A 24,211-nucleotide genomic window follows, 5' to 3' on the forward strand; every position below is an offset into this window, starting at 1 on the left:
AACTGCAGTTGAACGAACAGACATTGTCCATGCGCCTGGAGCGCGTGGCGGCGCATATGCCGGCGGGTGCGCACCTGGCCGATATCGGCTCGGATCACGCTTACCTGCCGGTGGCCTTGTTGCGCCGTGGCGTCATTGCGACGGCGGTGGCCGGCGAGGTGGCGTTGACGCCGTTGCGCGCCGCCGAACGCACCGTGGGCGAGAATGGCCTGGAACAGCGGATCAGCGTGCGCCTGGCCAATGGCCTGGCGGCAATCGAGCCGGAAGACAGGATCACGGCGATCAGCCTCTGCGGCATGGGCGGCGAGACGATCCGCGACATCCTGGACAGGGGCAAAGCACGGCTGAGCGGGCACGAGCGGCTGATTCTGCAACCCAACGGCGGCGAACAACCGCTGCGCCAATGGCTGATGGAAAACGACTACCGCATCCTTTGCGAGGAAGTGTTGCGGGAAAACCGCTTCTACTACGAGATCATCGTCGCCGAGCGCGCCGGGCCAGTGACGTACACCGCCGAGGAGCTGTACTTCGGCCCGCTGCAGATGCAAGCACGAACCCCGACCTTCCTGGCCAAATGGCAACGCCTGCTGCGCCAGAAACAAAAGACCCTCACCAGCTTCGCCAAGGCACGGCAGGCTGTGCCGGAAGAGAAGCGGCAAGACATTGCCCGGCAGGTCCGGTGGATCAGCGCGCTGTTGGCTTGAGTTGCATCAAGGTTGGATGGGCCGACGTCATCGCGAGCAAGCTCGCTCCCACAAAAGGGAATTGCGCAACGCCCCGTGGGAGCGAGCTTGCTCGCGATGAAGTCAGTCAGTTCAACTTCCATGTAGCTGAACCACCGCTATCGCAAGCACATTCGATATCGTTATCAACGGTGGCGCATGCAACGACCTAGTTGGCGGTGTGCTCGGCCTGCTCCCACGGGCATGGCGGTCACGGAGTCAAAGCCGACAATCAATGTCGGTAAAAAGTTTTATTGACTAAAAAATTACATCGGGTAATTATTCTCCTGCATCTGCTTTAACGCAGAGTCATTTCGCAGGGGCAACCCAATGAATCAGAACACCGTGCCTTCACTGGCCAGTCTTTACGTCGAGACTCACGAATCGCCCTCTGACGCACGCCTGGCGCCTTCGCTCATGCAAGGCTTTCCCGCCGAACCTCTCCATCGCGTCACCTGGCACAACTGGATGAGCCCGCCGTATAACCAATGGGGCTTCCGCAACCTGGCGCGCTTACGTCCTTCCATCGATGTGCGGGCCGGCACCGGGCCGGTCAGCGCGTTCAAGCAGGCGTTCCAGCCGCTGGATGAGTTGCACTTCGACAGCGAGTGTGGCTTGAGCATCAGCGTGATCGACCACCTGATCGCCAGCCAGACCGATGCGTTTCTGGTCCTTAAGGGCGACACCGTACTGTTCGAGCGCTACTTCAATGGCCAGTGTCCCCAGGACCGGCACATCATGTTTTCGGTGACCAAGTCGCTGATCGGTGCCCTGGGCGAGCAACTGGTTTGCGAAGGCCTGTTGGACCCGACGCTGACGGCCGCCCATTACGTACCGGAACTGACGGGCAGCGCGTTCGGCGATGCGACCGTGCGTCAGCTGTTCGACATGGCCGTGGCCGTCGATTACAGCGAGGTCTATGAGGACCCGGATTCCGAGAGTTCCCAATACGGCTACGCCTGCGGTTTCCAGCCGGCGCCGGCGCAGTACACGACGTTCGAATCCCTGTACCAGTACTTGCCGTCATTGAGAAAGCGCGGCAATCACGGCGGTTTTTTCCATTACGTGACGGCCACCACCGAGGCGCTGGCCTGGGTCATGGAGCGGGCGTCTGGCAAGGCCTGTCATCAGTTGCTGCAAGAGGTCTGGAGCCAGTTGGGCTGTGAACGTGACGGCTACTTCCTGGCGGACCCCTGGGGCCGCAGCGTGGCCGGTGCCGGGTTCAGCGCGACCTTGCGTGACATGGCGCGCTTCGGCCGCCTGCTGGCCAACGATGGCCGCCAAGAGGGGCGACAACTGCTCTCGGCCGAGGCGCTCGCCGGTATCGCCGCTGGAGCCGACCCCGCGATCTATGCCGCTTGCGCCGACTTCTCGAGCTGGACCCCTGGCGCGTCCTACCGCAGCCAGTGGTATGTCTTCAACGACCACAGCCAGGCGCTCATGGCCGGTGGCATCCATGGCCAATACCTGTTCATCGACAAACCGTCCGGCGTGGTGATCGTCAAGCAGTCGTCCCTGGGCGAAGCCGTCAGCCTCTTCGACGGCGACAGCGTGCGCATGCTGCGTGCCATCGCGGCGCAACTGACGCCCTGACTTCATCCGATAAACACAAGAGTTTCGTTCCGCTCACCCGGCCTAGCCAGGTGTTGGCGCGGGTTTGCGCCGCCATTCACTGCCCTGTAACAACAATAATCAACAGGAGCTCCATATGGTTTCCATGATGCGTTTGTCCCGAACGTTTCTCGTGCTCGGGTTTCCCTTGACCGCCCAGGTTGCCTGGGCGGGCTACACCTTCGAGGAGGGCAACCTCAAGGGCGAGGTCAACTTAACGGCCGGTGGCGCGGTCCTGTCCACCCGCAACGTCAACTTTGGCGGCGGCGTGGTGGACATGCGCAGCGGCAAGAATGGCGGCACGAAAATCGACTGGCAGGAGTTCTACGTCAAGCCGGGCGTCAAGTTGGAGTATGCCGTGCAGCCGGATTTCAGCCTGCTGGCGGGCGGCTCCCTGGTGGGGGCGACCACCGTCGGTGATGGTGATGCGGGTGGCTTCACCCGCAGTTCCGACGGCAAGGTGTCGACCGAAGAGTTATATGGCGGTTTCCGGGCCGGGGAGTGGACGGTCACGGGCGGTCGCCAGAATTACATGATCGGCAACGGTTTCATCGTGATGGATGGCAACCTCGACCAGTTGAACGACGGCGCCTATTGGCTCGCCCCACGCACCGCCTTCAAGGATTCGGCGGTGGTCGCCTGGGATCATGGCGCATTGAAAGTCCAGGGCTTCAGTCTGGGGACCGACAGCGACCTGGGGGACTTTCGCATGAGCGGCGTGAACCTGGACTATAACCTGGACGACCAGGTGACGCTGGGCGCCACCGCGTTGAAGGTCAAGGCCATGGGGCCCAAGGGCAGTACCTTGCCGCGTCGCCGCGATGGCATGCTGGTGTACAACGTCAGGGCCTTGAACGCCAAGGTCCCGGGTATCCCGGACCTGACCCTCAATGCTGAATATGCCCTGGAGCGGGGCAGCGGCGAAGGCGTGGACTACGACGCCAAGGCCTGGTACGGCCAGGCGGATTACACCTTCAGTACGCTGCCGTTGACCCCGGTGATCGGCTACCGCTACGCGAGTTTTTCCGGCGATGACAACCTCACGGACAACCGACAGGAAGCCTGGGATCCGTTGAGCAAGGGTTTTGTCGACTGGAGCACCTGGCTGATCGGCGATGTCGTCGGCAACTACCTGATGTTCAACAGCAACGAAAACGTCCAGCAGTTCTCTCTCAAGACCCACCTCAACGAAACCCTCACCCTCGGTGCGATCCACTACCAGTTCTGGCTCGACGAAAAAAACTACATGGGCACCGCCGTCAGCGACCGGCGTTTTGCCGACGAGAGTGTTGTCTTCCTAGATTGGGCGCCGTCGAAGTCATTGTCCACCTCGCTGTCGTATAACTGGGTCAAGCCCATGGCGGCGGCCAAACAGGTCTTCGGCGACGACCGGAAATTCAGCGCGCTGGAACTCTACTTCACCTACCGCTATTAAGTGCCGCGAGCCTTCGCGGCCGCGCTGGAGTGTTTGATCATGAACATGCTTTTGCGCAACACCTTGCTGGGCGCTGTCGTTTCGATGCTGGTCAGTGGCGCGAGCCTGGCCGAAGACCGGACGGTGCGGATCTACAACTGGATCGAGTACCTGCCGCCTGAAATCCTTAAGAGTTTCGAGGAGGAAACCGGCATCCGTCCCATCTACGACGTCTTTGACAGTGTCGAGACATTGGAGTCCAAGCTCCTGACCGGCAACTCCGGGTATGACGTGGTCTACCCGAGCAGCTCCAACGTCAGTCACCTGATTGCCGCCGGTGCCGTCCAGCCCCTGGACCGCAGCCAGTTGCCGAACTGGCAGCATCTGGACCCTGAGTTCATGAAGACGCTGGAGGCGGTGGGCGATCCGGGTAACCGCTATGCAGCACCGTACCTGTGGGGCACGACCCTGATCGGCTACAACGTCGACATGGTGCGGCAAGTGCTGGGTGCCGATGTGCAAATGGATACCTGGGACATTCTTTTCAAGGAAGAGAACATGGCCAAGCTCGCCAGTTGTGGCGTCGGTCTGCTGGACGCCGCCAACGAGATCGTGCCCATTGCCTTGCACTACGAAGGGTTGGACCCCAACAGCCAGAAACGTGAGGACTACGCAAAGGCGCAGGCGGCCATGCTCAAGGTTCGGCCTTACATCACCTACTTCAATTCGTCGCGCTATGGCATGGACCTGGCCAACGGTGAGATCTGCGTAGGGGTGGGTTGGTCCGGTGGGGTGGCCCTGGCCAAGCGACTGGCCGAAGACGCAGGGAAGGGGGTCAAGGTGGAATTGGCGTTGCCCAAGGAAGGTGCACCCATGTGGTCGGACGTCATGATGGTCCCCACCAACGCCCCTCATGCCAAGGAGGCCTATGCGTTTATCAACTACATCTTGCGTCCTGATGTCATCGCGCGGATCAGCAACAAGATCGGTTACCCCAACCCGAACAAGGAAGCCACGGTGTTGGTCAATGCCGAAATTCGCAACAACCCCGCCATGTATGTGCCGGACGAGGCGCGCAAGACCTTGTTCGCCTTGGAGCCGGTGCCGGCCGCCGTGGAGCGGATCCGCACTCGCACCTGGACCGGCATCAAGACCCATCGCTGATCAGCGTGACCCGGCGTTGCGGCGCCGGGTTCGTATCGGTGGGTGACTCCCTCAGGCGCGCATGCCCAGGAAGAGCAACTCGGTGATCCGCCGGACCTGGGTGGAATGTGCTTCGATATCCGGTTGTTCCTGGTTCACCAGCCTGAACAGCTGTAAGTGCGAATAGTCGTTCAACAGGAACGCGGCGAGGTCGACGTCCAGGTCGGCGCGTAGTTTGCCGGCCTGTTGCAATTCCCTGATCAGCCCACTGATTTCGGCCCTGAGCGCATCGTTCATGGCGCGATACCCCTCGGGCAGCCCGTTATCGCCACCAAACAGGATCAACGGCAGCAACTCGCGCCATAGGCTCGGGTGCATGACCTCCAGTGCGTAACCGGTCAACAGTCGCTCCAGATAACACAGCGCTTGGACCGGGTCCTCTATTTCAGGCATCTGGCTGCGGGTGTCCGTGAGCGCGCGCTGGTCGGCGTCGTGCAGGATTTCCAGGATGATCTCCTGCTTGTTGCCGAAGTACTTGAACACCGTGGGAGCCGATACGCCGGCCTGGCTGGCGATCTGTTCGATGGTGGTGTTCTGGAAACCCTGGCGCTCGAACAGTTCGACCGCCGCCTTGCTGATGGCTTGCCGGCGTTCGGCTTTTTGACGTTCACGCAGTCCGCTCACGGGAGGGTCCTTGTCGAAAAGAAGAGGTTAAAGGCCTTGGCGCACCAATCCTGTGGGAGCGGTTAGCAACAGGCCGGGCATAGGCATGCAAAATACTTAACCCAGTAAAGTTGTTAAAGGGTTTATTTCGTTGCCGCCCTCAGCGATGTGGCTGAAACAGGGCTGCAACCTCGTCACGTCACCCTGCTGTCCATTGCCGAAATCAAACGTACGCCCCCGACAGGGTCCTGTCGGGGGCGTATTGGCTCCCATAAACCGAAATGTTCCATTCCCCGTGCCTGTTCAGGATTGAACCACTTCAGTTTTGACGTGGGGTATTTCCGTCGGTCACCCACCTCAAAGCCCAGCCCGTCGAACCGGCACTAACTGCTGGATGCGTTGTCAGTAGTTGGCGTCCGTAGCGCCGACGATCGGCTCAGATAGCTGCACGTCAGCAACATGACGCACTTTTTTTTGACGCCTTAGGGCAAATAACTCGCGATGGATTGCGCCGGGACCGACTATTCTTTTGCGGGTTGATTCTCTATGCGCTTTCTACTCGATCCGCGTCATGACATTGATGCTGCCTTATTAAGTTATCGCCGGGTGTTCTGGTCGCTGGCACTGTTCAGTGGCGTGATCAATCTGTTGGTGCTGGTGCCATCGCTGTACATGATGCAGGTGTACGATCGGGTCCTGACCAGCCGCAACGAAACCACCTTGTTCATGCTGACCCTGATCGCTCTGGGCCTGTTTATGTTCAGTGCCCTGATCGAGTGGGTTCGCGGCGAGGTGATGATTCGCATGAGTGCGGGGCTGGACGACGCCCTGGGCGAGCGTATTTTCGACGCCGCCTTCGCCCGCAGCCTGCGCGAGCACAACGCCAACCCGGCCCAGGTGCTCACTGACTTGGCGACGTTGCGCCAGTTGATCACCGGCCAGGGCCTGATTGCGTTGCTCGACGCGCCGTGGTTGCCGATCTTCCTGCTGGTGGCGTTTATCTTTCACCCTTGGTTCGGGGTGCTGACTGTGGTGCTCGCCCTGGTGCTGATCGGCCTGGCGCTGTGGGGTGAGCTGGCGACTCGCGCTCGGCTGGGTGAAGCCAATCGCCTGGGGGTGCAGTCGTCTGTCTATGTCAACAGCACGCTGCACAATGCCGAGGTCATTCAGGCGCTGGGCATGCTCGGCCCGTTGCGCCAGCGCTGGAGCCTGCTGCAACAACGCATCATCGCCGCCCAGGCTCATGCCAGTGACCGTGGCGCCCGTATCACCTCTGCAACCCGCTTCGTGCGCATATCGGGACAGTCGCTGGCCCTGGGCCTGGGCGCGCTGCTGGTGCTCGAAGGGCAGATGTCGGCAGGCATGATGATTGCCATGTCGCTGTTGCTGGGCCGTGCCCTGGCACCGGTGGAAATTGCCATCGGCTCCTGGAAACAGTTCAACGCCGGGCGCCAGAGTTACCAGCGTCTGAGCCAGTTGCTCACCCAACACCCCCGCGAGCGTCTGCGCATGCCCTTGCCGCCGCCCACCGGCGCGGTGCGCCTGGAGCAACTGTATGTCGGCCCGCCCGGTGCCTCGCAACCGATTGTGCGCGGGATCCACTTCACTCTGGCCAAGGGCGAAGTGCTTGCCGTGGTCGGCCCCAGCGCCAGTGGCAAGTCGACGCTGGCCAGGGCGCTGGTCGGGGTGTGGCCGGCCATGGCCGGCTCGGTACGGCTGGATGACGCCGAGATCAGCCAGTGGTCCCATGACGCCCTGGGTCCGTACCTGGGTTACTTGCCCCAGGACATCGAGCTGTTCGATGGCAGCGTGGCCGACAACATCGCCCGCTTCGGCGAGCAGGATGCCGACAAAATCATTGCCGCCGCGCGTCACGCCGGTATTCACGAGATGATCCTCAGGTTTCCCAAAGGCTATGACACGCCACTGGGCCCCGGCGGGCTGGGGTTGTCTGGCGGGCAGAAGCAACGCCTGGGCCTGGCCCGCGCACTGTACGGGCGCCCGTCGCTGATCGTGCTCGACGAGCCCAACTCCAATCTTGACGAAGCGGGTGAGCTGGCGCTGGTACACGCGATCAATGCGCTCAAGGCCGCCGGCAGTACCGTGGTGCTGATCACCCATCGACCCAATGTGCTGGCGGTGGTGGACCATATCCTGGTTCTCAAGGACGGCGCCCAACAAGCTTTCGGCCCACGGGACCGGGTGCTCAAGGCATTGATGCCGGGGCCCAGGCCCGCTGCGGTGAGGGAGGCTGGCGAAGATGCGTGATCTGACCCCGGCTGCATCGGCGCACAGCGAGCAGCAGATGAGTGTGCTCGACGCCAATACCCTGCCCAGCGCCAGTACCGATGCCAGCGGTGCTGCGCGTTATGGGGTGGGCTTCCTGGTCCTGACGCTGGGCGGCTTTTTACTCTGGGCCTTCCTGGCGCCCCTCGACCAGGGTGTCGTGGGCAGTGGCACCGTGGTGGTGGCGGGCGAGCGCAAGGCAGTGCAGTCGTTGGTCGGCGGGGTAGTGGACCAACTGCTGGTCAGCGACGGTGATCGAGTCAGCCAGGGGCAGTTGCTGGTGCAGCTCAATACCGTGCAAGCGCAGTCGCAACTGGACGTGACCCTGGGCAAGTTGCTCAACGACCGCAGCATCGAAGCGCGGTTGATTGCCGAGCGCCTGGGCAGCGCCGAGATCCAATGGCCGGCTGAACTGCTGGAGCGCGCCGAGGAGCCGCGGGTCAAGGCCGCCATGGCCTTGCAAAACCAGTTGTTTCTGACCCGCCGCGCGGAGCTGGGCAGCCGTTTGCAGATCATCGAACACGAGGTCGCGGCGTTGCAGCAGCAATTGCAGGGTTATGAAGGCGTCAAGCGTAACTACGACGCGCAGATGCGCTTTCAGCAACAGGAACTCGAAGGCCTGCGCGAGCTGGCCCGTGAAGGTTATGTTCCGCGCAACAAACTCTTCGAGGCCGAGCGCAACGCCGCCCAACTGGCCGGCCAGATTGCCTCCGGCGTGGGAGATGTCGGGCGGACCCGCCAGGCCATTAACGAAAGCAAGCTCAAGGCGTTGCAGGTGCAACAGGAATTTCGTCGCGATGCTGAAACCCAGCTCAGCGAGGTCTCCGCCGAGGCGGCCGGTTATGCCGATCAGATTCGCGCCCTGCAGTTTGAAGTCGACAACGGTGCTATCCGTGCGCCAGTGGCCGGGCAGGTCATGGACGTGAGCATTCACACCGTCGGCGGCGTGGCCCAGGCCGGGCAAACCCTGATGCAGGTGGTACCGCTGGATGCGCCCATGGCGATTACCGCGCGTTTCGAGCCGTTGATGGCCAACAAGTTGCGCCCGGGGTTGCCGGTGCATGTGCATTTCACCGCGCTGCAACGGGTGGATACGCCGACGGTCACCGGCACCGTGAGTACGGTCTCGGCCGACCAGTTGATCGATGAGCAGACGCACTTGCCGTACTTCTCCGCCAAGGTCGAGATTCCCGCCGACACGGTCGCCTCGTTGCAGGCCGCCGGGCTGTTAGTGCGACCGGGCATGCTGGCCGATGTCACGGTGGTCACGGGGGAGCGCACCTTTATGAACTACCTGATGAAACCTTTGCGCGAACGCTTGCTGGCAGCCTTCAAAGAGGAATAAGCATGACCGACCGTTGCCGTTACAGTGCTCGCGTGCTGCTGAGCCTGTGTTCCAGTTGGGCGGTGATCAATTTCGCCTGGGCCGCCGACGGTGGCCTGAGCCTGACCGCGGCGTACGACGCCTCCCGCCTCAACGACCCGACCTTGCAGTCAGCCACCCATGCTTATGATGCTTCTCGCCAGGAAGAAGCGATTGGCCGTGGCGGTCTCTATCCACAAGTGTCGCTGACGTCGCGTTACGGTCGCGGCGGACGGACCGATGGCGGGGACGACAGCGGCTACGTCAACAGCAACGATTACCAGGCCAACAACGTCACCCTGGCGGCGCAGCAAGCGCTCTACGACAAGGCACGGTGGGCGGCGTACCAGGAGGGCAAGGCGCGAGGACAACTGGGCAGCCAGCTGTTCGACGTTGCCAGCCAGACGCTGTTCGACCGGGTTGCCAAGGGCTACTTCGACGTCGCGCGGGCGGAAAACGAGATCAAGTTGATCGTCCAGCAGAAAGCTGCCATCAGCGGCTTGGTCACCCAAAGCAAAAAGCTCTTCGAGGGTGGCCAGGGGGCGATCACTGATATTGACGAGGCCCAGGCGCGGCTTGACCTGGTCGAGGCCCAGGAGGCCGAAGCCCAGGCTCGTCGCGTGGCGGCACTGCGGGCGTTGTCCGGTCGCGCCAATGTGCCCATCGATGACATTTGGCCGATGCGCGAGGAGCTTGCCGCCGGCAGCCCGATCCCACCCGAGCAGGACCTGCCGTACTGGACGGCGATTGCCCGTGAGGCCAGCCCCGAGCTGGCGGCCCGGCTGGCGGCGGTGAAAGTGGCCGAGGCCCAGGCCGACAGCCAGCGCGCCGGGCATTACCCGACCTTGGCACTGACCACTCAGTTGACCCGCCGGGAAACCCGCCAGTATCAGGAACTCGACCCGCGCCAGGACACCTATTACGTGGGGGTGCAACTGGATATCCCGTTGTATCGCGGCGGAGCGGTGCGCGCATCGGTGGCCAAGGCCCAGGCGCAACTGGCCGGTGCACAGTCGGACTACGACGTGCAGCGTCAGCAGTTGGCCGAGACGATCGAAACCGATTACCTGGGCGTGGTGGCCGGCTTCGCCAAAAGCAAGGCGATGCAACGCGCGGTGGCGTCCAATCAACGGGCACTGGCCTCGACGGAAAAAGGCTTCCAGGGCGGTGTGCGCTCCACGGTGGACATCCTGGATGCGCAGCAACGGTTATTCCAGGCCCGTCGGGACCTGCTCAACACCAAGCTGGACATGCTGCAAAGTTATGTGAGCCTGCACACCCACACCGGCCAGATGAACCGGGCCGTTCTGGAGCAGGTGCAAAGCCTGTTTTAACGCGTGCATGACATGCACTGGCGGGATTTTTAGAGCCACCGCGGGGTGGTAAAGAACGAGGCCATTTCCGAGCGGGCCAGGGCCGAGCCGAAGTAGGGGCCTTGTACGTGGTCGCAGGCCACGCTGCGCAATTGGCTGAATTGCCGGGCGTTTTCGATGCCTTCGGCGGTGACCATGAGCCCTACGCTGCGGCTGAGGCGGATCATCGCCAGGACGCCTTCACGGTCATGCTCCAGGCCCAGCTGCGACAGGATGTTGCGATCGAAGCGAATGCCATCGAACGGCTGGTTCAGTACCTCGCGAAGGGAGGCAATGCTGGTGCCGAACTTGTCGATATTGATGCGCACGCCCAGGTCCTTGAGCGCATGAAGGGTGCTGGCGACCGCTTTGTGGTCGATCAAAAGCACCCCTTCGGCCACTTCCAGGGTCAGGCGCTGGGGGGCCAGGCCGCTCGTTTCGAGGGCCGTTCGCACTTGATTGAGTAAGAAGCTGCTGCTGAACCATTTGGGCGAAACCGCCACGGAAACGCTGACAGCGGTCGGCCAGCTCACCGCTTCTTCACAAACGTTGATCAACATCCAGGTCCCCAGTTCTTCCAGTTGACCAGACGCTTCGGCGATCGGGATGAAGTCCGCGCCACCCAGTTCACCTTTCTCGGGATGGTGCCAGAACGTCTGGGCCTCGAAGCCGTGCAGTTGTTCGGCGCACACATCGAAGCGAGGCAAGTAGCGCAGTTCCAGTTGTTCGCCTTGCATGGCGTCGCGCAGTTGCTGCTCATAGCGCCGACGGTCGCGGGCCAGGTTGCCCATGGCTTCCTCATACACCCGCCAGGTGTTGCGCCCCGCTGCCTTGGCCGCATACAACGCGATGTCCGCGTGGCGCAACAATTCGGTGGCGCGCTCGTCACCGGGTTGCGACCAGGCCACGCCGATGCTCACGCCCAGGTACAAGGTATTGCCGTCCAGGTGCATGGGGCGCTGCATGCAATCGATCAGGCGCTCACAGAGTTGTTCAAGGTCTTGGGGACTGCCGGGATCGGGCATGACGATGACAAACTCATCACCCCCCAGACGGGCCACCAGATCGGAGCTGCGCACGTTCTGCTGAAGGATATGGGCCACTTCCCGCAGCACTTTGTCGCCTACGGCATGCCCCAGAGAATCGTTGACCGGCTTGAAGCGGTCCATGTCCAGGTTGAGCAGCGCCAGCGGTGCCCCATCGACCGGGTCCAGGTGTTCGCTGAGGCAGTCGAACAACCGGTTTCGATTGGCCAGCCCGGTCAGCGGGTCGTGCAGCGAGAGGTGCTTGATCTGGGCCAGTGCCCGCAGTTCCTCGGTGATGTCAGTGGCGGTGCCCCGAAAGCCCAAGGTGCCGGCTTCGATGGCTCGGACCGAAAGTTTACAAGTGCGGATACGCTGATTGCGGGCGGTGTACTCACATAACAACGGGGCCGACGAGTCGCTGTTGGCTCCGCCGAGCAGCCATTGGGCAATCGAAATCGAGCCGCCGTGGGGATGGAGCAGCCTGTGCAGGGGCTTGCCCAGCCATTGTGCGGGGTTGAAGCCGGTCACTTGTTCAAAACGTTCCGACAGGTAGGTCAGTGTCCCGGTTGAATCCACTTCCCATAGCCAGTCGGAGGACACTTCGGCAATGTCCCGAAAGCGTTCTTCGCTACGTTCCAGTGCCTTGCGGTGGGCCAACAGGCTGGCGTACTGACGTTCCTGGGCGCGAAGCATGATCAGGGCATGGCGCAACACTGCCAGCGCGAGGATGGCCAACACCAGCAGCGCCAGGACCAGCAAGGGCAGCATTGCCTTGCGCAGGTCGTTGCCCGGGGTCTCCGGACGCCACGCCAGAGCCTCTTGGGTCTGGCCGTCAAGGGATAGCCGGGCTGTGCCGATCTGCTCTGGCGCCTGGGTGATGTGGGCATCCGGCAGGGCAAAGTCCCGCGCCAGGTTTTGCAAGGCGGCAGCATCAAGGACTTTCACGAACAGCAGCAAACTGGGTGGGCCTGGGATTTCGGGCACACTGTCGTCGGTGCCGACGGTGATGGCCGAGGCGGCGACAAACGCGGGCGCGCCGTCGTGATGCAGTCGCTCGACGATGACTTCATCGCGGTTCGACGGGGCGCTGGCTTTCTTCGCCAGCGCTTGCAGGTCACCGGTCAGCCACGTGCCGGCGTCGACCTCACTCATATTGCCGTTGATGACCGAATACACGGTTTTGCCTGTCGGGGACATGACAAACACCGCCTGGTAGCCGTAGAGCCCGAAAACGCTGCTGCCGACGTTCTCCTGGTCATAGGCCCAGTCCTTATCCATTTCGACATGTAAATGCCGGTAGGCGTCGCTCCACTTGGAATAGTCACTCAGGTCCCGTCCGATACCGGTGCGGATACCGTCGATGGCGCGCTGGGCAAAAAACAGGCTCTGTTCACGGGCGCGCTCATCCTGGGCCCTGGTAACGTTGAGCAGCACTGCGATCGCCAGTGCAGACATAACAAACAGCAGAAACATGATGGTCGGGAAGGTGCGACGGGTGAAGCTTTGGCTGGGCAGGCCTGGGGGTGAAACGGTGGAGTCGTTGCCAGCATCTTCAGTCATAAACAAGCCATCAGCTAAACGCGAAATATCCCGCACGTCTCTGTATCGGCGCTCGGCTCACTTAACTTAACCGTTCCGACAGCTGGCACGGCGCAAAGGCGCCTGGTTATTGGCCTTGCAGCGAAACGAGCGTCGCAGAGACCCGCCTCGTGCCTTGTCCTGGCGGTGGGCTTGTATCGAAGTGTGTAGCAGGACAGCCTGGATACATGTGCTTGTTTACGCCTCGGCTTGCGACACAGTCCGGATACACATCGACGGTTAACTACGCCTGCCAGCCGACACCGATCCCCGGTGCTGGTGACTGGCGTATTTGATCTTTCGAGGAACACCCCCATGCTCAACTTCTCCAGCAGCTCGTCGCTTGCACTGGGTCTGGCCCTGGTCGGCGGCCTTGGCCTTTCCACTGCAGCCTCGGCCCTGACCATGAACGACCTGGCCCAGGGCTATACCCTGGCGGCGGCCGATACCGTGAAAAAAACCGCTGAGGGCAAGTGCGGCGAAGATAAATTCGCCAAGACCGACACCAACCACGACGGCAAGGTTTCACGCGACGAGTTCATCGCGGCGGCGCCAGAGCGCGCGGCTGAGTACGACAAGATCGATGCCAACCATGACGGCGGCATCTCGTTGCCCGAGGCCGAGAAGTACCTGGCGGGCCAGGCGAAGAGCGCCGAAGGCAAATGCGGCGAGGGCAAGTGCGGGGCGGCTATCGAGTCCTGATGCTTACGGGTGGGGAGCCGGGTAGCGATGTGATCGGGTACGGCTCCGCCAAGGCTCCCCATCTCTTATTCCAAGGAGATGTGCCATGCCTCACCACTCTGGCCGCAAAGGGCCCGCCATCCAGGCCCTAGCCTCGCCCGCCAAACCCTCAGTAGGCCTGGGCCTGCGCCGCGCGCTGCTCGATGAACTGCGCGCGGCGCCCGCCGGGGATTTCGACTTTCTCGAAGTGGCCCCGGAAAACTGGATCAATATAGGCGGCGCCCATGGCGCCGCTTTGCATGGGTTGGCCGAACGTTATCCATTGTCGTGCCATGGCCTGTCGTTGTCCCTGGGCGGGCCGGCGCCGCTGGACCTGGCGTTTCTGAGGCAGGTGCGCGATTTTCTGGATCGCTTCAACGTGCCGATGTACAGCGAACACCTGAGTTACTGCGGCGATGACGGGCATTTGTATGACTTGCTGCCGTTACCCTTTACCGAGGAAGCGGTGCATCACGTCGCGGCACGGATCCGGCAGGCCCAGGACGTATTGGGGCGGCGCCTGGCCGTGGAGAACGTCTCCTATTACGCCGCACCGCCACAAGACATGACGGAGCTGGAATTCACCCGCGCGGTCTTGCACGAAGCCGATTGCGACCTGTTGCTGGACGTCAACAACGTCTACGTCAACTCGGCCAATCACGGCTTCGATCCCCAGGCATTCCTGGCCGGCCTTGAACCTGGGCGGGTGGTGGGCATGCACGTGGCCGGGCATTACGATGAGTCCGACACCTTGAAAATCGACAGCCATGGCGCGCCGGTCAAACCGCTGGTCTGGGCGTTGCTGGCCCAGGCCTACGCGCGTTTCGGTGTCCAGCCGACCTTGCTCGAACGAGACTTCAATTTCCCGCCTTACCCCGAGCTGGTCGCCGAACTGCAGATCATCCGCCACATGCAGCATCAGGCCGAGCCAGGGCAGGTGGTGGCCCATGGCTGAAATCGTGCCGACACTGCATCAACAGCAACAGGCGTTGACCCGCTACCTGCGCGATCCTGATCACTGCCCGGTTCCGCCGGGCATGGACGCGGCTCGGGCGCAGGTGTATCGCGACCTGATTTTCGAGAACATGCGTGGGTTGCTCAGCGGTACATTCCCGGTGTTGGTGAGTGTGCTGGGGCAGGAAGCGTGGCGGGCCTGCGTACGGCGTTTCTTGCGTGAGCATCGTTGCGTCAGCCCCCGGTTCGCAGACATTGCCGCAGAGTTCGTGGGGTATCTCGCGGCTCGGCAGGCGCCTGACGAACCGGCGTTCATGGCCGAGCTGGCTCACTACGAGTGGGTTGAAATGGCGCTGCTGCAAGCGCAAGCCGAATCGCTGCCGGCCAGTGACGAGGCAGCCTTGCTTGATCAACCTTTGCGTGTCTCTCCGTTGGCCTGGCCGCTGGCGTACCTCTGGCCGGTCCATCGCCTGGCGCCGGGCTACCAACCCTCGACACCACCGCCGCAACCGACGCTGCTGCTGGTGCGGCGAACGCCAGGGTTTGCGGTGCGCTTTTCCGAGCTCAGTCCGTTGGCCTGGCGGCTGTTGCAGCGTATTGAGCAGGTTCCTGGGTTGGCTGGGCGCGACCAGGCGTTGGCGCTGGCCCGGGAGGCGGGGGTGGATTCAAACGAATTCATGGACAGCGCGGTGATGTTGTTGCGCCAGATGCACAGGGAAGGGGTGGTCGGGGTGCAAGCGCAATCCGGTGGTTAAACGCAGAGCTTCCCTGTGGGAGCGGGCTTGCTCGCGAAGGCGGTATATCAGTCAAGACTAAGTTGACTGACACAGCGCCTTCGCGAGCAAGCCCGCTCCCACAGGGGGTTGTGTCAGGACCTGCCAGGGCGGTGTAACCCGGTCTTGAGCAGCGCATCCACACTCAACTTCCCGGCCCCCTGCAACACCAGCGGCAACAACGCCACCAGATAGATCAACGGCAGTTTGAAGTTGCCGTGGCCTTTGTTGGTGATGGCGTACCCCTGGGCCAGTTCACTCAAGGTTGACCAATCCGCCGGCCAGTGCACGGCGGCGGTGGCGACGACGGTGACAACCATCAACACCAGGGCCGAGAAACGGGTGCCCAAGCCGATGAGCAGGGCGACGGCGCAGAGCAGTTCGGCCCACATCGACAGTTCCCAGTTCCAACTGGCCGGAAAGTGGTTGAAGGGAAAGGGGAACGCGGCCTGGATGTCGGCAAACCAGTTTTCGCCTTGCCATTTCTCCTGGCCGGACTCGAAAAACTCCCAGGCCAGGAACAGGCGCAGGCCCAATGGCGCAAGCCATGCTGCGGCGCGATCCAGACTTATGCGCAGTCCTTTCAAAGCTTTTGAGTACATGATCGGCCTCCCGCAACTAGGCAGTATGCTGCAGTGGCTGACGTCGTTTGTTGACCTGGGCGAGCTTGCCCACCAGCCGGATGGCGATGGCGGCGCAGGTCAGGCCGAAGGGCAGCACGTACCAGGCACTCATGGGAATGCGCTTGAAGTTGGAGTAGGCAAAGATCGCCACCAGCACCCACATGCCGCTGACGTGCAGGCGTTTCCAGGCTTTGGCGCCAATCAGGCGCGTGGTGCTTTTGAAGGAGGTCAGGGCCAGCAGCAGGATGAACACGTAGCCGACGGAGCCGGGGATATTGCCAACGGTGGTGCGACCCGGCCAGAACTCAGGGTTGAGCTGGCCGTAGCTGTAGATCAGCACGGCGTGCACCAGATGGGAAAACGCGAAAGCCAAGCCGATGAAGCGTCGCTCGCGGACCAGTGACCGGCTCAGGGGGGACGGCACCAGCACGGCGAACGCCGAGGCGGTGAAGGCCAGCAGAAACAGGGCGAAGGATGAGCGGGCGGTGGCGCGGATCGCGCTGCGCACACCCTCGGTCAGGTCCGGGCTGAGCGCGAGGGTCAGCGCGGTCATCAACAGCACCAGGGCGGCGAGCAGGCTGAACAGTGACCAGCCCTGGAAACGAAACGTGGAAACAGGCATGAGAAGGCTCCTAGGGTGTGGGGCCCGGTCGCGGACAGCGACCGGGAACACGAGGGAGTTTTTCAAACGGCTGTAAGTGGGGTGTGTCCGCAATGCGGCCGTTTGCAAGCCTGTGTACCGCTGCCTATGGCAGACACATTGGCATACAAAGTGTGGCGCTTAACCCTGTGGGAGCGGGCTTGCTCGCGATAGCGGATGGTCAGGTGACCTCATTGTTGAATGTGCCGACGCCTTCGCGAGCAAGCCCGCTCCCACAGTTTGGCTCCACGTTAACTGTCGACCCTCAGCCGCAACTCGGCACACAACCCGCCGCCGTCACGATTGCTCAAGGTCAGCGAGCCGCCCATGGCGATTGCCAGTTGTTGGGCGATGGCCAGCCCTAGCCCAGTACCACCGGTTTCCCGGTTGCGCGAGCTTTCCACCCGGTAGAACGGTTTGAGCACCTCGGCCAGTTCCAGCTCATTGATGCCGGGGCCACGGTCCAGCACTTGAATCGCCAGCTGTCCGGTGTCTGTGAGCTGCACCTGAATCTGCGCCGCGCCGCCGAATTTCAAGGCATTGTCCACCAGATTCACCAGCACCCGGCGCAGGGCATGGGGCCGGGTGTCGAGGACCGCAGCTGTTTTCCCTGATAGCTGCACGTCCTGGCCGATGTCCTGGTAGTCGAACGCCAGGCTGTCGAGAAACGCATCCAGGTTGATGCGACAACTGGCTTCGGTGGCGCCATGGATGCTGCGGGCATAGGCCACGCCTTCGCGCACCAGATGCTCCATTTCACTCAGATCACTCCACAGCTTGTCCTTTTCGATGCCGTCGTCCATGAATTCGGCGCGCAGCTTCATCCGCGTGATGGGGGTCTGCAAGTCATGGGAAATCGCCGCCAGCAGTTGCATGCGTTCCTTGAGGTAGACGGCGATACGGTCCTGCATGGCATTGAACGCCTTGGCGGCATGGACCACTTCGGTCGGGCCTTTTTCGTCCAGGCGCACGCTGTGGGCATTCGGGTCCAGGGTTTCCACCGCCTGGGCGAGCCGGGTCAAAGGGCCGACGGCGATGCGCACGGCCAGCCAGGTGCAGCCGATCAACAGCGCCAGTTGCCCCAACAACACCACCGGGAGCCAGGGGGAGAGGGGCATCATCGCCGGACGCACGTCGATGGTCAGCGGGCTGCCGTCGGTCAGGCGCAGGTGCGCCTGGTAGTGCTGCCGCGGTCCGGGAATGTTGGTGAACGTCAGGGCATAGGCCTGGCCGAGCGCCTCCTGGATCGAACTCACCGACACTGGGGCGTTGTCGGGAAGCATTCGCTGGCCTGGCTGACCTTCATCGAGCAGGTAGCCATAGTTGCGTCGGGCGAGTTTCGGCAGCCAGGCCTGACGTTCGGCAGCGGGCAGGCGGTCGAGAATGGCGACCGAGGTCGAAACGTCGGTTTCCAGGTTGCCAAGCATGGTGGTCTTGGCACTCTGGTAGCGTTCGTAGTACTGGGCGCCGAACGACAGGCCCTGGGCCAGGATCAGCCCGATCAGGAAGATCAGCGACAGGCGCGAGGCGAGGGTGCGCGGCCAGCGTAGCGGCAGGGTCATACCGACGCCTCAAGGATCTCCACCGGCAACGAGAACACATAACCTTCGCTGCGCACGGTCTTGATGTAGGCCGGCTCCCGGGCATCATCCAGCAGCCGTTGACGCAGACGGCTGACCAGCAGATCGATGGAGCGATCGAACAGATCGGCGTCCCGCCCCTGGGTCAGGTTCAGCAACTGATCGCGATTGAGCACCCGCTGCGGGTGGTCGAGGAAGACCCGCAACAGGCGATATTCGGCGCCGCTCAGGGCGACCATGGTGCCATCGGTGTCCAGCAGGTGCCGGGCGGTCGTGTCCAGGCGCCAGCGGCCGAATGCCAGCAGGCGACCGCTTTCGGTGACCACCAGGTTGGGCGGCAACATGCGGGTACGCCGTAGCACAGCGTTGATCCGCGCCAGCAACTCCCGGGCGGCGAAGGGTTTGACCAGGTAATCGTCGGCGCCCATTTCCAGGCCGATGATGCGGTCGGTTTCATCGTTGCGGGCGGTCAGCATCAGCACCGGCGTGGCTTTGTGCTTGCCGGCGCGCAGTTCCCGGCACAGCACCAGACCGTCATCACCGGGCATCATGATGTCCAGCACGATCAGGTCCACCGGGGTGGTCTCCAGAAAGGCACGCATCTGCCGGCCATCGGCAACCACGGTGGTACGCAGGCCGTTCTTTTTCAGGTAGTTGCCTACCAGTTCTCTGATTTCGCGATCGTCATCCACGATCAACACATGATCGACGTGATCCATGGTGTTCTGCCCCTTGGCGTTTCGTTGTGATCAGTCTACAGGCGCCGGCCAGCCCGGCTCGCGACGGTTTGTATTGCAGTGTATCTGGCGCGCGGCGGATACACAGGGATTCAAAAAGCCGCGTTCGCCGATACAGACGCGATACCTCAAGGGCATTCAATGGCATCCATCGAGGCGACAGAACAGGCGCCGACCGAAAAACATACCCATTGACTGCATCGAGGATACCGCCATGAACACCAAAGCCGTCTACGCCACCTGCCTCTTCGCCGCGCTGAACATCTGCACGTTGTCGGCCCGGGCCGAGAGTCACGTCCAGGCCCAGACCTACGCCTACGGCACTCACTTGGATATCCAGAAGGTTCTGTCCTTCAGCGAAGACCCGAACCCGGCCTGCGGCGTGGTGAATGCCCGCATGACCTACCTGGACTCGGCGGGCCACAAGCAGGCGCTGGACTATCGCAAGCTGGCTGACAACTGCAGCAACCAGAACTGATTCGCCGTGAAAGCCAACCTGTGACAGTAAATCTGTGGGAGCAAAGCTTGCTCGCGATAAACGATGACGCGGTTATTGCCAGGAATCGAGGCGCCCGCATCGCGAGCAAGCTTTGCTCCCACAGAGGCGCCGCCTGATTGGGTGTGTTCAGTCTATCTACCTACCGTTGAGGTGTTGCCATGCTTTTGATCGCTTTTCTGGGCGGGATCCTGACGATCCTCAGTCCCTGCATTCTTCCGGTGGTGCCGTTTCTGTTTGCCCGGGCCAATCGCTCGCGGGGCTCGGTACTGCTGACGCTGGCCGGCATGGTGCTGACGTTTGCCCTGGTTTCGAGCCTGGCGGTGGTCAGCAGCGAGTGGGTGGTGCGAGCCAGCAGCGTTGGTAGGCAAGTCGCGCTGTGGGTGATGGTGCTGTTCGCCTTGTCGCTGATGTTCAGCCGCGTCGGTATATGGTTGGCGCGACCGCTGGTGAGCCTGGGCAACCGTATCGATGCCGGCGCCGGACGGATGGCCGGGCCTGTGGCTTCGGTGCTGATCGGGGTCGCCACCGGGCTGCTCTGGGCGCCCTGTGCCGGGCCGATACTCGGGGTGATTCTGACCGGGGCCATGTTGCAAGGCGCGAGCGCTGAAACCAGTCTGCTATTGCTCGCTTACGGGCTGGGCAGTGCCTTGTCGCTGGGCGTGCTGATCCTGGCCGGGCGCAGATTGGCCGACCGCCTCAAGCTGTCATTGCCGATCACCACCTGGCTGCGCCGAGGCACCGGTGTGGTGGTATTGCTGGCGGCCGTGGCGATTGGCACGGGTGCCGATGACCGCCTGTTGGCCAGTACCTCCTCCCAAGGGGCGGCGACCCTGGAGCAGGGGATATTGAAGAGTGTGCCCAAAGCCATCGATTACCTGGTTGAAAAGACGAGCGCGGGCCCCCTGGAATCGCTTCAGCCTCAGGGCGAAATGCCGTCTCTGGAGGGTGCGGTGCAGTGGCTGAACTCGCCCCCCTTGAGCAGCGAGTCGCTGCGGGGCAAGGTGGTGCTGGTGGATTTCTGGACCTATGACTGCATCAACTGCCAACACACGCTGCCCTATGTGAACGAATGGGCGCGCAAGTATGCGAAGGATGGGCTGGTGGTGATCGGCGTGCACACCCCTGAGTACGGCTACGAGAAAATCATCGACAACGTGCGCAAGCAGGTGCGCAAACTGGGGATCGACTACCCGGTGGCCATCGATAACCAATATGCAATCTGGCGCGCTTTCAACAACCAGTATTGGCCGGCCCACTACTTTGTCGACGCCAAGGGACAGGTGCGCTACAGCCACTTTGGCGAAGGGCGGTATGCCGAGCAGGAGGGGGTGATCAAGCAGTTGTTGGAGGAGGCCAAGGCAAGTCAGTAACCCGTGGCGAGGGCGCTTGCTTGTGGCAAGGGGATCTGTGGGAGCAAGGCTTGCCCGCGATGAACGATAACGCGGTTCAGTTGTTCGACCGCGGTGTGTCTATCGCGGGCAAGCCTTGCTCCCACAGATGAATTCCTTCCTACTAGGAATTGCGTAGCCGTGCTGGCCCCTTGCTCTTTATAAGGTTGTCAAACTTCTTTTATTTCAGAAAGTTGGGCGACAAACCTATGCGGATTTCTATGTGGGTCGTGGTGACGTTTCTTTTGGTCGCCGTTTCGTTTGAGGCTCAGGCAAAGGCGCTGACGAAAAACCAGCAGTCGGTATGCCGCTGGGGTTCGGACATTGCCGCCGGCGCCCAGGCGTCGAAGCTTTCCGGGATCACCCTGTATGGCGCGCGCAAAAGGTTGCAGGTGCGCAAGTTTCCCCGGCCATGGATGCGCATGACCGCCCTGGGCATCACCGAGCAGACCTATAACAGCGCTTCACGGCTCAAGCCCGCGGCCATCAAGCAGACCTACTACGAACAGTGCGTGCGGCATGCGCTGGCGCGAAGATGAAACAACGGGGAGCCGCCTTCAGGTATAGGCCAGCAAGCGCCCACACAACACCACCGTGAACCATATCGCCACAGACAGCACCGCCTGCGCTTTTGCCAGCCCGGGTGCCGCGCTGGCGGTGTTCCAGTGGCTGACTGTGCGATAAATGCCGAGGTGAAACACCAGGGCGTTGAGGCCCGCTGCGGCAATCAGGCACAGCTTGAGGATAAACACGCTGTTGCCGGCGAAGTCATGAGGATGGGCGCTGAACATCAGCAAACCGGCAGGCACGATCAACAGCAGGGCCGCAAGGGCCCAGGGCAGTAGATGGCGGGCCAACGCCGTCACGGCAATGCCCTTGGATACCCCCAGCACCCGCAAATCGAACATCACCACCGCGCCCACCAGCAGCGAAAACCCAATGATGTGTACCACCTCTACCGACGGGTAGAGCCACAGTTCGCCGCGCATGGCCTGCGCCAGGGCTGAACCCTCCAGTTGGTCCAGCCAGCCTTGCGGGTCGTTGCCTGCTGCGATGGCCTGCATCAGCGCAACTCGACGGTCTTGTTGTCGACGGTGATGCGTTCTGCGCGCAACTCATCGGGTTTGTTGCGGTTGGGATAGCCGGCCACACCCACCTGGTTGCCAGGCTTGAGCATGTCCTTGCTCAGGCCCCGGTTCTCCATGCGTGATGGCGGGGCGAGGACCACGGTCCAGGTTTTGTCCGCCGTTTTCAGGCGCACGAAGCCATGGGGGTGCGAATAGCCGGACTCCTCTATCGTTCCGTTGAGTTGCAGGGGGGTGTCAGTGTTGTACTCGCTCCAGCCGTGATGGGCCAGGACGGTCGTGGCCACAAGCATCAACGAGAAGCCGATGCAACCGAGTATGTGTTTCATGGCAGCTCTCCTGTTGGATCATCGGTTCAGCCCGGCCGGTAGTTGCGCCAGACGCGGTCTTCGCCGAGCTGCAGTGATTGCTCCTCTGCTGCGCGAAACCTGCGGTCGCAGTCGAGGAAGAATTCGTCGAGTTGCGGCGGTTTGACGTGGGTGGCACTGAGCATGGTGTGGACCTGTCCGCGATGATGGATCTGATGCTCGAACAGGTGCAACAGCAGCCGGTCGATTCGTTCGCGCACCACACCGTCGACACGCACCAGGTCGACGAAGCGGGCGAGGTCGTTTTCCCGCAGGGCTTCGCAAAATGCCACCAGCCGCTGGTCGGTTTGAGTTTGATTGTGCCTTAGTGCGGCAAAGGCCAGCGTCTGGGAGAAGTCCTTTATCTGGCCGTCACGGTCGCCTTCCAGAGCAGTGAGGTAATAGCGGTCCACCTCCAGGATGTGGCAAAGCGTGGCCTGGATGGACGGGAAGAACCCCGTGCGCGGCGCCTCGTATTCGGCCTCGCTCAGCTGCGCGCAGGCGCCGAGCAGCCTGTGGTTGGCCCATTGGTTGTTCAGGGCCTGGACCAGGAAATAGTTCATGGGAAGCCTCCCTGTCATGGCCGCCACAAATCCTGTGGGAGCGGGCTTGCTCGCGAAGACGGCGACACATGCAGCATAGTCCTATCAGACAGACCGCTTTCGCGAGCAAGCCCGCTCCCACATGGATTTCTTTATCTACCTGGAGTGCCGGGTCGGTTCTTAAAGCCCCACATCCGGCAACACCGGCCGATTGGCCAGGGCCTTGGCCATGATTTGCTCGACATACACGCGATCCTCCTCCGGCAGCGCCAGGCGCGGTGGGCGGGTGAGGGCGCTGCCACGACCGGCGATGGCTTCGCACAGTTTGATGCACTGCACCAGGTCGGCGCGGGCGTCCAGGTGCAGGATCGGCATCAGCCATTCGTAGATCGGCATTGCTTCGGCAAAACGTCCGGCGCGGGCCAGGCGGAAAATGGTTTCGCCTTCCTGGGGAAACACGTTGGACATGCCCGAGACCCAACCTTCGGCACCCACCGCCAGGCTTTCCAGCACCACGTCGTCCAGGCCTGCAAACAACACAAAGCGGTCGCCGACCTCATTGCGCACGTCGATGAAACGCCGGGTGTCGCCGGACGAATCCTTGAAACACACCACGTTGTCGCAATCGGCCAGGGAAATCAGGATGTCCGGGGTCACGTCATTCTTGTAGATCGGCGGGTTGTTGTAGACCATCAACGGCACGTCGGCATGCCGGGCCACGTAGCGGAAATGCTCGGCGGTCTCGAACGGCTTGGAGCCATAGACCAGCGCCGGCATCAGCATCACCCCGTCGACACCGACTTTGCGCACGGCGTTGGCGACCTTGGCCGCCTGCACGCTGGTGAACTCGGCCACGCCGCAGATCACCGGCACCCGACCCCGGGAAGCGTCCACCGCCACTTCGGTCACGGCGATTTTTTCCTCGGCGCTCAGGGAGGTGTTTTCCCCCACCGAACCGCAGACCACCAGGCCTGACACGCCGTCGCGAATGACGTTGGAAATCACTTGATGGGTTTTTTCCAGGTTGATGGAAAAGTCATCGTTGAACTGCGTGGTGACGGCGGGGAATACGCCGCTCCAGTTGATGCGTTTGCTCATGGTTGTCTCCGGTGGTTAAGGGTATTTCTCATATACGTAGGTAAAGTTGAGTCGAATACAGAGCTTTT

General features: G+C 62.1%; 23 protein-coding genes. 13 read left to right on the top strand and 10 right to left on the bottom strand.

The window, feature by feature from the left end; all coding sequences use genetic code 11:
* Positions 1-8: 8 nt before the first annotated feature.
* The 4 genes from AAIS01_RS04390 to AAIS01_RS04405 all read left to right on the top strand — a co-directional run bounded on the left by AAIS01_RS04390 (position 9) and on the right by AAIS01_RS04405 (position 4,911).
* Positions 9-704, top strand: coding sequence for a tRNA (adenine(22)-N(1))-methyltransferase (locus AAIS01_RS04390; RefSeq protein ID WP_343467956.1), 696 nt, complete (start codon positions 9-11; stop codon positions 702-704).
* Between the two features lie 348 nt (positions 705-1,052).
* Positions 1,053-2,315 (top strand): serine hydrolase domain-containing protein, encoded by a 1,263-nt coding sequence (locus AAIS01_RS04395; RefSeq protein ID WP_343467957.1) that lies wholly within the window; start codon positions 1,053-1,055, stop codon positions 2,313-2,315.
* Between the two features lie 115 nt (positions 2,316-2,430).
* Positions 2,431-3,768, top strand: a complete 1,338-nt coding sequence (locus tag AAIS01_RS04400) for an alginate export family protein (protein ID WP_343467958.1) — start codon at positions 2,431-2,433, stop codon at positions 3,766-3,768.
* A gap of 39 nt (positions 3,769-3,807) precedes the next feature.
* On the top strand, positions 3,808-4,911 hold the full coding sequence (locus tag AAIS01_RS04405) for a polyamine ABC transporter substrate-binding protein (RefSeq protein ID WP_343467959.1): 1,104 nt from the start codon (positions 3,808-3,810) through the stop codon (positions 4,909-4,911).
* 51 nt (positions 4,912-4,962) lie between these two features.
* Here the strand turns inward: AAIS01_RS04405 and AAIS01_RS04410 are convergent, their stop codons facing one another.
* Positions 4,963-5,574, bottom strand: a complete 612-nt coding sequence (locus AAIS01_RS04410; protein ID WP_343467960.1) for a TetR/AcrR family transcriptional regulator — start codon at positions 5,572-5,574, stop codon at positions 4,963-4,965.
* Between the two features lie 525 nt (positions 5,575-6,099).
* Between AAIS01_RS04410 and AAIS01_RS04415 the strand changes: the two genes are divergently transcribed.
* The 3 genes from AAIS01_RS04415 to AAIS01_RS04425 are packed head-to-tail and all read left to right on the top strand — an operon-like array spanning position 6,100 to position 10,536.
* Positions 6,100-7,821 carry a type I secretion system permease/ATPase gene (locus AAIS01_RS04415; RefSeq protein ID WP_343467961.1) on the top strand — a complete coding sequence of 574 codons (1,722 nt, stop codon included), beginning with the start codon at positions 6,100-6,102 and terminating at the stop codon, positions 7,819-7,821.
* Complete coding sequence (locus AAIS01_RS04420; protein ID WP_343467962.1) at positions 7,814-9,184, top strand: HlyD family type I secretion periplasmic adaptor subunit; 1,371 nt, start codon at positions 7,814-7,816, stop codon at positions 9,182-9,184. Before AAIS01_RS04415 ends, AAIS01_RS04420 begins: the two co-directional genes overlap by 8 nt.
* 2 nt (positions 9,185-9,186) lie before the next feature.
* Positions 9,187-10,536: a TolC family outer membrane protein gene (locus AAIS01_RS04425; protein ID WP_343467963.1), complete on the top strand. Its 1,350-nt coding sequence runs from the start codon at positions 9,187-9,189 to the stop codon at positions 10,534-10,536.
* Positions 10,537-10,565: 29 nt separating this feature from the next.
* Here the strand turns inward: AAIS01_RS04425 and AAIS01_RS04430 are convergent, their stop codons facing one another.
* Entirely contained in the window at positions 10,566-13,139 is a 2,574-nt protein-coding gene (locus AAIS01_RS04430; protein ID WP_343467964.1) for a bifunctional diguanylate cyclase/phosphodiesterase, read from the bottom strand.
* A 333-nt stretch (positions 13,140-13,472) separates the two neighbouring features.
* Between AAIS01_RS04430 and AAIS01_RS04435 the strand changes: the two genes are divergently transcribed.
* The 3 genes from AAIS01_RS04435 (at position 13,473) to AAIS01_RS04445 (ending at position 15,586) form a co-directional block, all read left to right on the top strand.
* On the top strand, positions 13,473-13,859 hold the full coding sequence (locus tag AAIS01_RS04435) for an HvfA family oxazolone/thioamide-modified RiPP metallophore (protein WP_343467965.1): 387 nt from the start codon (positions 13,473-13,475) through the stop codon (positions 13,857-13,859).
* Positions 13,860-13,944: 85 nt separating this feature from the next.
* A complete protein-coding gene (locus AAIS01_RS04440) occupies positions 13,945-14,832 on the top strand; it encodes an HvfB family MNIO-type RiPP peptide maturase (RefSeq protein WP_343467966.1) in 888 nt (295 codons plus the stop codon).
* Complete coding sequence (locus tag AAIS01_RS04445; protein WP_343467967.1) at positions 14,825-15,586, top strand: HvfC family RiPP maturation protein; 762 nt, start codon at positions 14,825-14,827, stop codon at positions 15,584-15,586. Before AAIS01_RS04440 ends, AAIS01_RS04445 begins: the two co-directional genes overlap by 8 nt.
* A 113-nt stretch (positions 15,587-15,699) precedes the next feature.
* On the opposite strand, the gene AAIS01_RS04450 is transcribed toward AAIS01_RS04445, so the two are convergent.
* The 4 genes from AAIS01_RS04450 to AAIS01_RS04465 form a co-directional block, all read right to left on the bottom strand.
* On the bottom strand, positions 15,700-16,206 hold the full coding sequence (locus tag AAIS01_RS04450) for an HvfX family Cu-binding RiPP maturation protein (RefSeq protein ID WP_343467968.1): 507 nt from the start codon (positions 16,204-16,206) through the stop codon (positions 15,700-15,702).
* A gap of 16 nt (positions 16,207-16,222) precedes the next feature.
* Complete coding sequence (locus tag AAIS01_RS04455; RefSeq protein WP_343467969.1) at positions 16,223-16,849, bottom strand: ferric reductase-like transmembrane domain-containing protein; 627 nt, start codon at positions 16,847-16,849, stop codon at positions 16,223-16,225.
* Positions 16,850-17,118: 269 nt separating this feature from the next.
* Entirely contained in the window at positions 17,119-18,429 is a 1,311-nt protein-coding gene (locus AAIS01_RS04460) for an ATP-binding protein (protein WP_343467970.1), read from the bottom strand.
* Positions 18,426-19,166: a response regulator gene (locus AAIS01_RS04465; protein WP_003202589.1), complete on the bottom strand. Its 741-nt coding sequence runs from the start codon at positions 19,164-19,166 to the stop codon at positions 18,426-18,428. The genes AAIS01_RS04460 and AAIS01_RS04465 overlap by 4 nt, the downstream gene beginning before the upstream one ends.
* 232 nt (positions 19,167-19,398) lie before the next feature.
* Between AAIS01_RS04465 and AAIS01_RS04470 the strand changes: the two genes are divergently transcribed.
* The 3 genes from AAIS01_RS04470 to AAIS01_RS04480 all read left to right on the top strand — a co-directional run bounded on the left by AAIS01_RS04470 (position 19,399) and on the right by AAIS01_RS04480 (position 21,610).
* A complete protein-coding gene (locus AAIS01_RS04470) occupies positions 19,399-19,662 on the top strand; it encodes a DUF2790 domain-containing protein (RefSeq protein ID WP_214915032.1) in 264 nt (87 codons plus the stop codon).
* A gap of 179 nt (positions 19,663-19,841) precedes the next feature.
* Complete coding sequence (locus AAIS01_RS04475) at positions 19,842-21,053, top strand: cytochrome c biogenesis protein DipZ (protein ID WP_343467971.1); 1,212 nt, start codon at positions 19,842-19,844, stop codon at positions 21,051-21,053.
* A 227-nt stretch (positions 21,054-21,280) separates the two neighbouring features.
* Positions 21,281-21,610: a hypothetical protein gene (locus AAIS01_RS04480; protein ID WP_343467973.1), complete on the top strand. Its 330-nt coding sequence runs from the start codon at positions 21,281-21,283 to the stop codon at positions 21,608-21,610.
* An 18-nt stretch (positions 21,611-21,628) separates the two neighbouring features.
* On the opposite strand, the gene AAIS01_RS04485 is transcribed toward AAIS01_RS04480, so the two are convergent.
* The 4 genes from AAIS01_RS04485 to AAIS01_RS04500 form a co-directional block, all read right to left on the bottom strand.
* Positions 21,629-22,135 carry a DUF6644 family protein gene (locus AAIS01_RS04485; protein WP_343467974.1) on the bottom strand — a complete coding sequence of 169 codons (507 nt, stop codon included), beginning with the start codon at positions 22,133-22,135 and terminating at the stop codon, positions 21,629-21,631.
* Complete coding sequence (locus AAIS01_RS04490; RefSeq protein WP_343467975.1) at positions 22,135-22,485, bottom strand: DUF6152 family protein; 351 nt, start codon at positions 22,483-22,485, stop codon at positions 22,135-22,137. Before AAIS01_RS04490 ends, AAIS01_RS04485 begins: the two co-directional genes overlap by 1 nt.
* Before the next feature lie 26 nt (positions 22,486-22,511).
* Complete coding sequence (locus AAIS01_RS04495; protein WP_343467976.1) at positions 22,512-23,066, bottom strand: DinB family protein; 555 nt, start codon at positions 23,064-23,066, stop codon at positions 22,512-22,514.
* Between the two features lie 159 nt (positions 23,067-23,225).
* The gene (locus AAIS01_RS04500; RefSeq protein ID WP_135845314.1) at positions 23,226-24,143 is read right to left on the bottom strand and encodes a dihydrodipicolinate synthase family protein; all 918 of its coding nucleotides are present in this window, start codon (positions 24,141-24,143) and stop codon (positions 23,226-23,228) included.
* Between the last annotated feature and the right edge of the window lie 68 nt (positions 24,144-24,211).

The sequence above is a fragment of the Pseudomonas halotolerans genome, from assembly GCF_039581215.1.
In the GTDB taxonomy this organism is placed as follows: Bacteria; Pseudomonadota; Gammaproteobacteria; order Pseudomonadales; family Pseudomonadaceae; genus Aquipseudomonas; species Aquipseudomonas tehranensis.

Bases quoted from the DNA above. Each gene is read 5' to 3' on its own strand.
- AAIS01_RS04395 (WP_343467957.1), top strand. From the start codon at position 1,053: ATGAATCAGAACACCGTGCCTTCACTGGCCAGTCTTTACGTCGAGACT.
- AAIS01_RS04400 (WP_343467958.1), top strand. From the start codon at position 2,431: ATGGTTTCCATGATGCGTTTGTCCCGAACGTTTCTCGTGCTCGGGTTT.
- AAIS01_RS04405 (WP_343467959.1), top strand. From the start codon at position 3,808: ATGAACATGCTTTTGCGCAACACCTTGCTGGGCGCTGTCGTTTCGATG.
- AAIS01_RS04415 (WP_343467961.1), top strand. From the start codon at position 6,100: ATGCGCTTTCTACTCGATCCGCGTCATGACATTGATGCTGCCTTATTA.
- AAIS01_RS04420 (WP_343467962.1), top strand. From the start codon at position 7,814: ATGCGTGATCTGACCCCGGCTGCATCGGCGCACAGCGAGCAGCAGATG.
- AAIS01_RS04425 (WP_343467963.1), top strand. From the start codon at position 9,187: ATGACCGACCGTTGCCGTTACAGTGCTCGCGTGCTGCTGAGCCTGTGT.
- AAIS01_RS04430 (WP_343467964.1), bottom strand. From the start codon at position 13,139: ATGACTGAAGATGCTGGCAACGACTCCACCGTTTCACCCCCAGGCCTG.
- AAIS01_RS04435 (WP_343467965.1), top strand. From the start codon at position 13,473: ATGCTCAACTTCTCCAGCAGCTCGTCGCTTGCACTGGGTCTGGCCCTG.
- AAIS01_RS04440 (WP_343467966.1), top strand. From the start codon at position 13,945: ATGCCTCACCACTCTGGCCGCAAAGGGCCCGCCATCCAGGCCCTAGCC.
- AAIS01_RS04445 (WP_343467967.1), top strand. From the start codon at position 14,825: ATGGCTGAAATCGTGCCGACACTGCATCAACAGCAACAGGCGTTGACC.
- AAIS01_RS04450 (WP_343467968.1), bottom strand. From the start codon at position 16,206: ATGTACTCAAAAGCTTTGAAAGGACTGCGCATAAGTCTGGATCGCGCC.
- AAIS01_RS04455 (WP_343467969.1), bottom strand. From the start codon at position 16,849: ATGCCTGTTTCCACGTTTCGTTTCCAGGGCTGGTCACTGTTCAGCCTG.
- AAIS01_RS04460 (WP_343467970.1), bottom strand. From the start codon at position 18,429: ATGACCCTGCCGCTACGCTGGCCGCGCACCCTCGCCTCGCGCCTGTCG.
- AAIS01_RS04465 (WP_003202589.1), bottom strand. From the start codon at position 19,166: ATGGATCACGTCGATCATGTGTTGATCGTGGATGACGATCGCGAAATC.
- AAIS01_RS04470 (WP_214915032.1), top strand. From the start codon at position 19,399: ATGAACACCAAAGCCGTCTACGCCACCTGCCTCTTCGCCGCGCTGAAC.
- AAIS01_RS04475 (WP_343467971.1), top strand. From the start codon at position 19,842: ATGCTTTTGATCGCTTTTCTGGGCGGGATCCTGACGATCCTCAGTCCC.
- AAIS01_RS04480 (WP_343467973.1), top strand. From the start codon at position 21,281: ATGCGGATTTCTATGTGGGTCGTGGTGACGTTTCTTTTGGTCGCCGTT.
- AAIS01_RS04485 (WP_343467974.1), bottom strand. From the start codon at position 22,135: ATGCAGGCCATCGCAGCAGGCAACGACCCGCAAGGCTGGCTGGACCAA.
- AAIS01_RS04490 (WP_343467975.1), bottom strand. From the start codon at position 22,485: ATGAAACACATACTCGGTTGCATCGGCTTCTCGTTGATGCTTGTGGCC.
- AAIS01_RS04495 (WP_343467976.1), bottom strand. From the start codon at position 23,066: ATGAACTATTTCCTGGTCCAGGCCCTGAACAACCAATGGGCCAACCAC.
- AAIS01_RS04500 (WP_135845314.1), bottom strand. From the start codon at position 24,143: ATGAGCAAACGCATCAACTGGAGCGGCGTATTCCCCGCCGTCACCACG.